Here is a 12654-nt window from a genome sequence, read left to right on the forward strand (position 1 = left end):
CCTGAAGGAATGTTGTTTGTCGATTTTTATCGGAAAAAGATGAATTTGATGTTCTAAATGGTTAACTTTAAGACGCTATGTTTAATCAAGTATGCCATTATGCATGAAGGGAAAATTACTATGTTAAAAAAGAGCAGTGATAAAAACGCCATTACAAATTTATTGTTGTTTTTCTTTCTGTTTTCTGTAAATTGTTTTTCACAGTCAATACAGGTAACCAGTGTGGTTCCTAACCCTGTCTGTGGAGGAGAATCGGTTTCAGTTACTTTTGATGCTACCAATGGAAACGGTCCAAACAGAAGATATACTTCCGGTACAAATTTTATTGCTTATTTAAGCAGTAATACCGGTGGCGCTCCTTATACTTCATTAGGACCGCTAACGATGTTGCCGTATACTTATTCAACTTTAAATGGCGCGGTTAACAGCAATGTACAGGGAACGATAGTGCTTCCGGCAAATGCAGCAGGTACCTATAAGATAGCGGTCGGATCAACCAATCCTGTTTTTATTGCAGCCAGCGGAAATGGAGCCTCTCCGAATTTTACCATCAGAGCAGCTCCAAATGGGGGTACGATTTCTGGAAGTGCAGTGGTTTGTCCCGGAACAAACAGTACGACCCTTACATTAAGTGGTCATGCAGGAAACATTGTTAAATGGCAGTCATCCCCTTTAAATGATTTTTCAGCTTCAGTGACCGATATTCCTAATTTAGCCGCAAGTCTAACCGTTACTGATCTTTCGTCAACAACATACTATAGGGTTGTGCTGACCAATGGAATATGTACTGTGAACAGTCCAATTGCATCAATAACAGTAGATCCAACAGCTGGGACGGTATCAGGAGATCAGAGCATTTGTGAAGGATCACAACCGACAGATATAGTGCTCTCGGGTAGCAATGGAGTAATTCAGTGGCAAAGATCAACGGATAATGTCAGTTTTTCGGATATTGTTGGCGCAAATGCGACTACACTGACTTCAGCTCAAATGGGGGCGCTTACGGTTACGACCTATTATAGAGCTCAGTTAACAGGAGGCTGCGGCGTGATAGCTAGTCCGACCGTTACTGTTGTGGTAAGTCCGGCGACGGTAGGTGGGACAGTTACACCTGATGCAACTGTTTGTTCCGGAAATAATTCAACCCTATTGACATTAACGGGACACACGGGGAGCGTTGTAAAATGGCAGTCGTCAACGCAACCGAATTTTAATACATTCGTCGATATAGCTAATACTACAAATACGTTACTTGTTACTAATATTACAACGACGACTTATTATCGGGCAGTAGTGCAAAGCGGAACTTGTGCTCCGGTGAACAGTGCGCGAGCCAGACTGATGGTGATAAATTCTCCAAATGGAGGGACATTGTCGGGAAGCGCTACGGTTTGCTACGGAATAAACAGTACAACATTAACATTGGCAGGATATACCAATACGATTCAGAAATGGCAGTCTTCCCCCGTTAGTGATTTTTCATCGGGTGTTGTGGATATAGCCAATATAACTGCTTCTTTAACAGTAACCAATTTAACTGCGTCGACTTATTACCGAGTGGTTGTTGTTAATGCAAATTGTACGTCTTACAGTACGATTGCTGCAATTACAGTAAATCCGATGCTTACTGCTACGATAACTGGTAATAACAGTCCGATATGTATTGGTTCCAACGCTGTTTTCAATTTGACGGGTACAAATGGTGCAACTGTGACCTACACAATTAACGGCGGAACGAATCAAACAGTTGTTTTAACCGCAGGAGTAGCCACAATTACCATAAATGGACCGGTTTCTAATCAAACCTTAAATTTGGTTTCGGTAACCCTGGGTCCTTGTTCTCAAACGGTAAGCGGAACATCTACAGTTACCGTAGGAACTTCAAATACTTGGACCGGAAGTGTAGACAATCAATGGAGTACGGTCGGGAATTGGAGTTGCGGCACATTGCCCACAGCAAATACAAACGTGATCATTAATTCGGGTACTGTTGTTGTTTCCGGAATTAATGCGTTAGCCAATACACTTGCTATAAATGGGACATCAGCATTAACGGTCAATTCCGGCAATAACATTTCGGTTACCGGAGCAGTTACTATTGCAAGTGGAGCAAACATGACGCTTCAGAATAATGCAAATCTTTTACAGATCAACAACGTAGCAAATTCCGGATCTATTGTTGTCAATAGAAAGAGTTCTGCTTTAATGCGTCTGGATTATACCTTATGGTCATCACCGGTTGCTTCTCAAAACTTACTGGCTTTTTCGCCCTTGACAGTAGCTACTCGTTTTTATGTATACAATTCGGCCACAAACGTTTACAGTGTTATTACACCAAGCTCTAATAGTTTTCAATTGGGGAAGGGGTATTTAATTCGTATGCCTGATAATCATCCTACCACGCCTACCAAATGGGATGGGGTTTTTACCGGCGTGCCGAATAATGGTAATGTGAATTTCAGTGCCTATAATGGTGGTGCCGGCCTTCGTTTTAATGGAGTGGGAAATCCCTATCCTTCACCGGTCGACCTGACCAGTTTTGTAAATGGAAATGCAGGGAACATAACGGGAACGCTTTATTTCTGGCGTAAGACAAACAACGTTGCTACAGATCCGGGTTATTGCACATGGACGACCGCCGGTTTTGTAAGCAACGGAGAAGCCCAAGTTGTGAACCCGAACGGGATTTTAAGAACCGGACAGGGTTTTATCGTAGAAATGAGCGGTGGCGCAACCACTGTTTCGTTTACCAATGCCATGCGTGTGCCTGATAACGCAGATCAGTTTTTCAGAAACAGTGATTTAAACGAAAAACAGGAGTTAACGGGCGATAGAATGTGGCTGAATGTAGTAAATGGTTCCGGAGCAAATAACCAAATGCTTTTAGGCTACTTTCCAACTGCTACCTTGGGCGTAGACTTCGGAATAGACGGAAAAAGTTTTGAAGATGCGCCTGTTTCATTGACCATGGACATTGAAGGTGCCGATTATTTGATTCAGGGACGACCTGTATTTGATGTGTCGGACATTGTTCCGTTGCGATTTAAGACTTCCTATACAGGCACGCATACCATATCGATCGATCATCTTGATGGCCTATTTTTAGCCAGTCAAAATATCTATTTGAAAGATAATCTACTCAATCTAACTCATGACTTAAAAGCATCGGCTTATTCATTTGCTGCTAATGCGGGAACTTTTACCAGTCGTTTTGAAATTGTTTATCAGACTTTATTGGGTGTGAATCAAACTAATTTTAACGGAGAAACGGTTGTAGTTTTCAAGGATGAACAAAAGAATTTATCCGTAAATGCGAATGGTGTTACAATAGATGCAATTGAAGTGTATGATGTACGTGGAAGAAAATTGAGTAGCAAGATCGGGATAAATGATTCGTCGGCTCTGATTTCTGATATAAAAGAAGAGAATGCAGTTTTATTTGTGAAGGTCATTTCTGTCGATGGCAGAATCGTAAATAAAAAGATTGCTTTTTAATTATTACAATGTGTGTAAAAAAAATCCACCAAATGGTGGATTTTTTTATGCGGTTTTGTTTTTTCTGTTTCGGAAATAATTAAAGGCTAATGCAATTCCAAAAAGAGCCAACCAGAATAATTTTCCGTTTATTGGCGCCACAGGCGGATCCTCGCCTTCAAGTCCACCGCCACCGTCATCCGTTCCGGGCTGTGCGAACATTACAAAATCAGACAGAAATAAAAAGCTGAAAATGTAAATTTTAAATAAGTTAGACTTCATGTTAGTTTAGTTTGGAGATATTATTTTGTTGGGATGTGAAAATAATAATTATGTTTCAAATGCCAATTTTAAAAATGTTAATTAGTCAAATTCTGATGTGAAAAGCAATTTAACGCTAGGATATTTGCTTTGTGACATCTGGATCGAGAAATCAGAATCGGCCAGGAATACCAACTGTCCGTATTTGTCTTTTGCCAAAAACTTCTGTTTTATACGTTTGAATTCGGCAAATTCTTCGTTTTTGGGATCTTCCGGTTTTACCCAACATGCTTTGAAAGCCGGGAAGTTCTCATACGAACATTTTGCACCATATTCGTGTTCCAAACGGTATTGGATTACTTCGTACTGAAGTGCTCCAACGGTACCGATAACTTTACGGTTATTCATTTCCAAAGTGAAAAGCTGAGCTACTCCTTCGTCCATCAACTGATCTACACCTTTTTCAAGTTGTTTTGCTTTCATAGGATCGGCGTTGTTGATATAGCGGAAATGTTCCGGAGAGAAACTCGGAATTCCTTTAAATTGCATCAATTCGCCTTCTGTCAGTGTATCACCGATTTTGAAGTTTCCGGTATCATGCAATCCCACGATATCGCCCGGATAGGAAATGTCTACGATTTCTTTTTTCTCAGCGAAGAACGCATTCGGACTCGAGAATTTCAGATTCTTGCCTAAACGAACGTGCAAATAAGGTTTGTTTCTTTCGAATGTTCCGGAAACAATTTTTATAAAGGCCAAACGGTCACGGTGTTTCGGATCCATATTGGCGTGGATTTTAAACACAAACCCGGAGAATTTATTCTCGTCCGGTTTTACTTCACGGGTATCGGAATCTTTCGGTCTTGGCGTCGGTGCGATTTCAACAAAACAATCCAATAATTCACGTACTCCGAAATTATTCAATGCCGAACCGAAGAAAACAGGCTGCAAATCGCCGTTCAAATAACTTTCGCGGTCAAATTTCGGATAGACTTCCTCTACCAATTCCAATTCTTCGCGCAATTTATTGGCTGGTTTTTCGCCGATGATCTTATCCAGCTCAGGATTGCTTACATCGTCAAAAGCAATGGTTTCTTCAATATTTTTACGACTGTCGCCTTCAAAAAGATTAATGTTTCTCTCCCAGATGTTATAAATCCCTTTGAAATCATACCCCATACCGATTGGGAAACTCAAAGGTGTTACGTGAAGTTTTAATTTCTTTTCCACTTCATCCATCAAATCGAAAGCATCTTTACCTTCACGGTCTAATTTATTGATAAAAACGATCATTGGGATGTTACGCATACGGCAAACTTCAACCAGTTTTTCCGTTTGTTCCTCAACCCCTTTGGCAACGTCGATTACAACGATTACACTATCTACTGCGGTTAAGGTGCGGAAGGTATCTTCAGCGAAATCCTTGTGACCCGGCGTATCCAGAATGTTGATTTTTTTGTCTTTGTAGTTAAAAGCCAATACGGAAGTAGCCACGGAGATTCCCCTCTGACGCTCAATTTCCATGAAATCGGACGTAGCTCCTTTTTTGATCTTATTGCTTTTCACGGCTCCTGCTTCCTGGATCGCTCCTCCAAATAACAACAGTTTTTCTGTTAAAGTGGTTTTACCGGCATCGGGGTGAGAAATAATCCCGAACGTTCTTCTTCTCTGTATCTCTTTTTGAAAACTCATCAGACAAAATTTTGTGGGTGCAAAAGTAACTATAATTTGTGAAACTTATTTTATTATCAAAAAAATAGGGTTTTGATAGTTATGTTGAATTTTGCGCATAATTTTTTGTTAATAGTTTTTTGTATGGTTGGATAATAGGTTTGAATTGTTATTTTTGTTGGTTGCAAATCAAATGTTCTGTAAATAGTACGGATCTTTTTGAAAGCAACTAAAAAACTAACCCATTCAAACTAAATAGTGTTAAAAAAGAAATGAGATTAAAACAGATTCTATTAGGTCTTTTTATGACTGCCAATGCAGTTTCCTTTGCTCAGGACAATAAAAAAGAGGTTCTTTTTACCATAGATGATAAACCATTTTATACTGACGAATTCGCAAGAGTTTACAAGAAAAACCTTGAGTTGGTGAAGGATGATTCTCAAAAGGATCTGAATCATTATCTGGATCTTTTCATCGGATATAAGTTAAAAGTTGAAAAAGCGAATAAGTTAGGTCTTCAGAATAATACTGCTTATCAGAATGAACTTAAGTCATACCGAGCACAACTTTCCAAAAGTTACGTAACCGATACAAAAGTGACGAAAGAGCTTATCGAGGAAGCTTACAAAAGATCTTTGAAAGAAATCAAGGCATCTCATATCTTATTTACCCTGGATGAAAATGCGGAACCTGCCGATACGTTAAGAGTTTATAATCAGGCGATGAGTGTTCGCAAGAGAATCATTAACGGCGAGGATTTTGAAACACTGGCAATGCAGAATTCCCAGGACCCGTCGGTAAAAGATAACAAAGGGAATTTGGGATGGTTTTCCGTATTCAGAATGGTTTATTCATTTGAATCTGGGGCCTACAAAACTCCTAAAGGTGAAATTTCCATGCCTGTCAGAACCCGTTTTGGCTACCATTTGATCAAAGTTTATGATGTTCGTGAAAACCGCGGGCAGGTAACGGTATCGCATATCATGACATTAAACGGGCAGAATCCGGTGGAAGCGGCAGCAGCAAAAACTACCATTGATGATGTTTATAAAAAACTTAAGCAGGGGGAATCTTTTGAAAGTCTGGCGCAACAGTTTTCACAAGACAAATCGTCTTCAGGAAAAGGCGGACAATTACAACGTTTCGGTTCTGGCGAATTGAGTTCGGAAGAATTTGAGAATGTTGCCTTTTCGTTGAAAAAACCGGGTGATATTTCGGAGCCTTTCCAAAGTCAGTTCGGATGGCATATCATCAAATTAATCGAAAAACATCCGGTTAAGTCATTGGAAGAGACCGACGTTGATTTTGACAGTAAAATCAGAAAAGATGACCGTTCCCGTCTTATCAATGCTTCGCTGAACGAAAAACTTAAAAAGAAATATACTGTAAAAAGAGACGATAAACTTTATAAGAAAGTAATGCCGCTTGTAACTGATAAGTACTACAAACAGGAATGGGAACTTCCGGCAAACATGAAAGAACTGAATCATAAGTTGTTGACAATCAATAATGACAGAACGGTTAACGCTCCGGTTTTCTTAAATTATCTTTATGCACAGCAAAAAAACAACAATAGCACGAAACCAATCGGAAAATTGGTTGATAAGCTGTATGCTAAATTTGTTGAGGAACAATTGGTAAACTACTATAATGACAATCTGGAAAAAGAATTCCCTGAGTTTTCTTATGTAATGGATGAGTACAGAGACGGTTTGTTGTTGTTTGATCTTATGGAAAAAGAAATTTGGAACAAGGCAAAAACAGACTCGCTTGGTTTAAAGAATTTCTACGAGGCTAATAAGGCAAATTATCAGTGGAAAGACAGAGTGGAAGCAAATGTATTTTCATCAACAAAAGAAGATGTGATAAAAAAGACAGAGCAATTCCTTAAAAAGAAAAAGTCGGTTGAGTTCATCAAATCGAATCTAAATAAAAACGGAGCTGTTGACGTGATGGTTAAATCAGGAATTTTCGAGGTAGGAAATGATGCCTTACCTAAGCACCAGAACTTTAATGTCGGACTTACCGATATCAGCCACGAGGGCAATTATTATTTCATTACTCAGGTATTCAAAAAAATAGAGAAAGGTCCTAAAAAACTGGAAGATACTAAAGGAAAGGTAATCAACGATTACCAGCAATATCTTGAAGCGCACTGGGTAGATGAATTGAAAAAAGAATTTACCGTAAAAGTAAATCAGGATGTTTTTGACCGAGTGAAAAGTCAGTTGCAGATCAAATAAACCAATATAATTTAACAAAAGTAAAATACCAATTAATAAGAGAAACATGAAGTTGAGTAACAATAAAATTGCCCTGATTTTCGGATTTATAATCTGTGCTTTCAGTTCAATACATGCACAAAAAAGTCAGAAAAAGAAAATTGATGGCGTAGTTGCTGTTGTTGGTGATTATGTGGTTTTGGATTCCGATATCGACAAGACATTTTTGGAATTGCAGGCGCAAGGCGTTGACACAAAGAATATACCGAGATGTGAGATGCTAGGTAGTTTACTTGAGGATAAATTATATGCACACCAGGCTATTCAGGATAGTATAGTGGTAAGTGACTCGGAAGTAAACGAGTTTATGAACTCCCAATTGGATCAGATGGTGGAACAGGTTGGATCAATAGACAAGGTAATTCAGTTTTACAACAAAAAGAATTTAGAGGATTTTAAAGCCTATTTCTTCGATGTTGTTAAAATGAATAAGCTTACTTCTCAAATGCGTTCGAAAATAGTTGAAGACGTTGAGATTACGCCGGAAGAGGTGAGATTGTTCTTTAATAAAATTCAGAAAGACGAGTTACCGGTTTTCGGTGCCGAAATGGAAGTAGCTCAAATCGTTGTGAAGCCGGTCATTACGCAGGTTGAAAAGCAAAAGGCGATTGATAAACTGAAACAATTGAAAAAAGAAGTACAGGAAGGTTCAAGTTTTTTCAGCCGTGCGGTTCTGTATTCTGAAGATCCGGGGTCTAAATCGACCGGAGGATATTATAAACTGACTAAAAAAACCAATTTCGTAAAAGAGTTTAAAGATGTCGCTTTCAGTTTACAGGAAGGCGAGATTTCGGATCCTTTTGAAACGGAATTCGGGTATCATATCATCTACCTTGAGAAAGTACGTGGGCAGGAATTGGATGTCCGTCATATCCTGATTTCTCCTAAAGTGACTGATGAGGCTCTGGCAGAAGCAAAAACTAAGATCGAAAACATTCGCAAAAGAATTGTAGACGGACAGATTTCTTTTTCAGAAGCAGCTAAGCAGTATTCTGATGAAAAAGAAACCAGAAATAGTGGTGGTATATTAATGAACCCGAGGACTATGGATACTCGTTTTGAGTTGACAAAAATGGATCCTTCGTTATATGCTGAAGTTTCAGAATTAAAAGACAATGCGATTTCTTTACCATTGGTAGATCAAGAGCAAAACGGTAATAAGAAATACAAACTGATAACGGTAACCAACCGATACGAGGAACATACTGCTGATTTTGCGACCGATTATCTTAAGATCAAAGAATTGGCCTTAAAAGAGAAACGACTGAAAGCAATCGCTAAATGGACCGGAGAAAAGATTAAGGAGACTTATGTCAAAATTAACGGTGAATACAGAGATTGTGTGTTCACTAGTAACTGGTTAAAAAAATAAGTATAAATTATTGGTTATAAGTTGTGAGTTCCCTGTTGTTTTTAACTCATAATTCATAACTCCAACTCATAACTTTTAAGAATATGTCGGACGTAACAGCAATTCAGAATCTGGTTCAGAAACAAAAAGCCCTTAAGGACGAAATTTCTAAAATTATCGTAGGCCAGGATGAAGTAGTGAATCAAATTGTGTTAAGTATTTTTTCGGGAGGACACGCGCTTTTGGTAGGTGTTCCCGGATTGGCAAAAACACTGATGGTAAATACCATTTCACAGGCTTTGGGATTGGATTTTAAACGAATTCAGTTTACTCCGGATTTAATGCCGTCCGATATTTTAGGAAGTGAGATTTTGGACGAAAGCCGAAATTTTAAATTCCTAAAAGGACCGATCTTTTCCAATATTATCCTTGCCGATGAGATAAACCGTACGCCTCCAAAAACCCAGGCCGCATTATTGGAAGCGATGCAGGAAAAAGCAGTTACCATTGCAGGTCAGCACTATAAGCTGGATTTGCCTTTCTTTGTATTGGCGACTCAAAACCCGATCGAGCAGGAAGGTACATATCCGTTGCCTGAAGCGCAATTAGACCGATTCATGTTTGCCATAAAACTGGATTATCCTTCATTTGCAGAAGAAGTCCAAGTCGTAAAAAGCACAACCACTGATTTTACAGTAGAAGTGAATCCGTTGTTCACGGCACAGGAAATTATTGATTTCCAACAATTGATTCGACGTATCCCAGTGGCAGACAATGTGATCGAATATGCGGTGACATTAGTATCCAAAACACGTCCGGATAATGCTCTGGCAACCGACTTCATAAAAAATTACCTGGATTGGGGTGCAGGGCCAAGAGCCTCACAAAATCTTATTTTAGCCGCAAAAACCAATGCTGCGTTAAAGGGTAAATTCTCTCCGGATATTGAAGATGTGCAGTCAGTAGCTACCGGAATTCTTCGTCATCGTATCATTAAGAATTATAAAGCCGATGCGGAAGGGATTTCGGAAGAGATGATCATCAAGAAGTTGTTTTAAGCGTAAATCATAGGCCAAATGAAAGTATTGAATAGCATTTTAGCAGGTAGATTTCAAGTTTTGCTGCCGATGTTTTTCCTTTATTTTGGCTCACTTTTCGGTCAGTCCCAATGGCGTCCTCTGGCGTCTGCTATTTCCAATCCCAATAATCAGCGTTTTGACGACGTTTTTTTTATATCGGACAATGTTGGCTGGGCGCTCAACGGAGCTTATGCGGCAGTATACAAAACAACAGATGGTGGAGTTACCTGGACCATGCAGATGAGCGAAGGGACTTTAGGCGGAAATTACTATTTCAGAAATATTGAATTCCTAAATGACCAGATCGGTTTTGTCGGAACCCTGAACAACAAATTTTTCAAAACAATCAACGGCGGGACTACCTGGACCGAAGTAACAAACTTTTCCACAAATCCTGTGGCGATTTGCGGATTGGATACCGTTGGTACATCAACTGTTTATGGTTGTGGGGCTTATTTTACTCCTGCTTTTCTAATCAAATCAACAGATAGTGGCGCGACGTGGCAGTATATTAATATGGCTGCTTATGCAGACGCCTTGGTGGAAGTCCTTTTTTTGGATGAAAATACTGGTTTTGCTTCCGGAAGTAATGCAAATGGGGCAGTTGTTTTAAAAACTACCAATGGTGGCGCAAGCTGGACTACAATTTATAATGGAACGATACCTGGAGAAATGGTTTGGAAACTTCAGGTTTTGCAATCGGATCCCAGCGTTATGTTTGGTTCGGTGGAAGCAATATCTCCTAATTTGGGAAAACTGATCAGATCTACTGATGGAGGTCAAACCTGGGTTAGCAGAAATGCGCCGGAAACCGATATTCAGGCAGTCGGTTTTCTTACCGCAAATCACGGGTGGATGGGTGGCCATACGACGGGTTTTCAGGAGACATTTGACGGCGGACTTACATGGACAAATACAAACATAGGAGGGAACCTCAATCGGATTTTTATCATCAATGACAATCTGGCTTACGCTTCTGGAACTACCGTTTATAAATATGATCAGACGCTTGGAACTACCGGTTTTCAGGATAGCGACAGAGTGCCTCTGAAAGCCAGCGTACAGCCGAACCCGGTTGGAGATAAATTAAATTTAACTATAGAATTCCCGGATATCGATCACTTGGTTGTGGAACTTTACGATCATTTGGGAAGAAAAATAAAAAGTTTAAAATTAGATACAATTCAGGCAGCTTCGGTGAAAACATATTCATTCGATTTTCCATATGCCTCGGGTGTTTACTATGTGAACCTGCATACCAATACCGGAAGGCAATCCATAAAGGTTATCAAGAAATAGTAACTGTAAACCTATAAAAATTAAAGAGTGATGTATGGAATTGACAGTGCTCTTTTTTATGTTTTATTGTTGAAATGCTTTTCTGAAATGTTTTTGTCCAGCTCGGCATCATAGAAAAATAAAAACATGCTGCCCATCATGTCCTGATCGATTTTTGACGTATTGTCGCAGGTCAGAACAAGTTCGTATTCGTGATCTTCATATAGCCAAACACCTTTTTCTGAACTAAACGTTTCGATTTCTTTTAAGCCGATTTTGTTTTTGTAATTCGTAATCTTACAGGTGAAAATAGTTTTGTTTTCGGTTTTATCGAACAGGCCGATTGATGTGGCAAAGGGATGCACATGTGGTGCTGAAAAGTGCAAACGGGCACTGTCTTTTATCAGTAATTGTTCGGTAATGGAACTGCGGTAAGTCTTTGTGCCTGTTGGAATAACCCAATGTCCGGAAAGCATGTTGCCGGATTTGTCACAGTAGGTATGGTTTTTTGTTTCGACCGGAATACACTGATTGCTTCCAGGATCCAAAGGACCTTTGAAAGGATCATACTTGTCAAACGGCAACTGAATGTAAACCGTTTTACTCATCAACGGTTTTTGTGCATTGCTGTTTGCCTGATATTTTACGGAAACCTCATGTTTTACTTTTTTGAAAATATCCGGCTGATTGTGGTTAAGGGTTTGTGTGGTAACAAATAGAAAATCAGTGCCAACTATCGGGACACCATAACCTTTCGGAAAATCAAAACGCTCCAGACCATGTGATAATGAGGTCATTCGCGGGTATTGCTTTCCGATGCGGTCTTCGAGTTTCCAGTGGCTGTAATACTGCGCGTCGTTAATGTCGACATTCATATGGCAGATATAATCATTCGGGAGTACTTCACTGGTCTCGGCATCAATGGCTTTCACATCAAAACCGGTAATCCACACTATGCTGTCGGATTGGTTTAGCTGTATGTAACGTGATGCTTTCGGTCCTTCCATCGACTTGTAAATACCATCAATGATAAAAGTCGGCGAAACCATTTTATATTCTTTTTGGCTGTTGTTGATGTGCCAATTGTTGTCTGCTAATCCGGTCTTGTGAAATAGAAACGTCTTTATGATAGCCTTGTGTCGATTACTGAGTTGGGTATAGATCGCCACTCCAAAAAGACTTGAAAGGATAAAAGTAAAGGCTAAATATTTATATATCTTTGAGCGTTTGAACATGTTTAAAAGAATATCGGCAAAAA

The 12654-nt window shown here is 39.4% G+C and carries 8 protein-coding genes; 5 read left to right on the plus strand and 3 right to left on the minus strand.

The window, feature by feature from the left end; genetic code table 11:
- Positions 1–120 precede the first annotated feature (120 nt).
- Complete coding sequence (locus AC3E9U_RS05620; RefSeq protein WP_488745921.1) at positions 121–3495, plus strand: DUF8693 domain-containing protein; 3375 nt, start codon at positions 121–123, stop codon at positions 3493–3495.
- 45 nt (positions 3496–3540) lie between these two features.
- Here the strand turns inward: AC3E9U_RS05620 and AC3E9U_RS05625 are convergent, their stop codons facing one another.
- Positions 3541–3756 (minus strand): hypothetical protein, encoded by a 216-nt coding sequence (locus tag AC3E9U_RS05625; protein WP_488745922.1) that lies wholly within the window; start codon positions 3754–3756, stop codon positions 3541–3543.
- 81 nt (positions 3757–3837) lie between these two features.
- Positions 3838–5427: a peptide chain release factor 3 gene (locus AC3E9U_RS05630; protein ID WP_488745923.1), complete on the minus strand. Its 1590-nt coding sequence runs from the start codon at positions 5425–5427 to the stop codon at positions 3838–3840.
- Between the two features lie 251 nt (positions 5428–5678).
- On the opposite strand from AC3E9U_RS05630, the gene AC3E9U_RS05635 reads away from it, so the two are divergent.
- The 4 genes from AC3E9U_RS05635 to AC3E9U_RS05650 all read left to right on the plus strand — a co-directional run bounded on the left by AC3E9U_RS05635 (position 5679) and on the right by AC3E9U_RS05650 (position 11417).
- Positions 5679–7649: a peptidylprolyl isomerase gene (locus tag AC3E9U_RS05635; RefSeq protein ID WP_488745924.1), complete on the plus strand. Its 1971-nt coding sequence runs from the start codon at positions 5679–5681 to the stop codon at positions 7647–7649.
- 46 nt (positions 7650–7695) lie between these two features.
- Entirely contained in the window at positions 7696–9060 is a 1365-nt protein-coding gene (locus AC3E9U_RS05640) for a peptidylprolyl isomerase (protein ID WP_488745925.1), read from the plus strand.
- Positions 9061–9143: 83 nt separating this feature from the next.
- Positions 9144–10097: an AAA family ATPase gene (locus AC3E9U_RS05645; protein ID WP_488745926.1), complete on the plus strand. Its 954-nt coding sequence runs from the start codon at positions 9144–9146 to the stop codon at positions 10095–10097.
- An 18-nt stretch (positions 10098–10115) separates the two neighbouring features.
- Positions 10116–11417 carry a YCF48-related protein gene (locus tag AC3E9U_RS05650; RefSeq protein ID WP_488745927.1) on the plus strand — a complete coding sequence of 434 codons (1302 nt, stop codon included), beginning with the start codon at positions 10116–10118 and terminating at the stop codon, positions 11415–11417.
- A 56-nt stretch (positions 11418–11473) separates the two neighbouring features.
- Here AC3E9U_RS05650 and AC3E9U_RS05655 read toward each other — a convergent pair whose 3' ends face one another.
- Positions 11474–12631: a hypothetical protein gene (locus AC3E9U_RS05655; RefSeq protein WP_488745928.1), complete on the minus strand. Its 1158-nt coding sequence runs from the start codon at positions 12629–12631 to the stop codon at positions 11474–11476.
- Between the last annotated feature and the right edge of the window lie 23 nt (positions 12632–12654).

It is taken from the genome of Flavobacterium sp. 21.1 (assembly GCF_057801535.1).

Bases quoted from the DNA above. Each gene is read 5' to 3' on its own strand.
- AC3E9U_RS05620 (WP_488745921.1), top strand. From the start codon at position 121: ATGTTAAAAAAGAGCAGTGATAAAAACGCCATTACAAATTTATTGTTG.
- AC3E9U_RS05635 (WP_488745924.1), top strand. From the start codon at position 5,679: ATGAGATTAAAACAGATTCTATTAGGTCTTTTTATGACTGCCAATGCA.
- AC3E9U_RS05650 (WP_488745927.1), top strand. From the start codon at position 10,116: ATGAAAGTATTGAATAGCATTTTAGCAGGTAGATTTCAAGTTTTGCTG.
- AC3E9U_RS05655 (WP_488745928.1), bottom strand. From the start codon at position 12,631: ATGTTCAAACGCTCAAAGATATATAAATATTTAGCCTTTACTTTTATC.
- AC3E9U_RS05630 (WP_488745923.1), bottom strand. From the start codon at position 5,427: ATGAGTTTTCAAAAAGAGATACAGAGAAGAAGAACGTTCGGGATTATT.
- AC3E9U_RS05640 (WP_488745925.1), top strand. From the start codon at position 7,696: ATGAAGTTGAGTAACAATAAAATTGCCCTGATTTTCGGATTTATAATC.
- AC3E9U_RS05645 (WP_488745926.1), top strand. From the start codon at position 9,144: ATGTCGGACGTAACAGCAATTCAGAATCTGGTTCAGAAACAAAAAGCC.
- AC3E9U_RS05625 (WP_488745922.1), bottom strand. From the start codon at position 3,756: ATGAAGTCTAACTTATTTAAAATTTACATTTTCAGCTTTTTATTTCTG.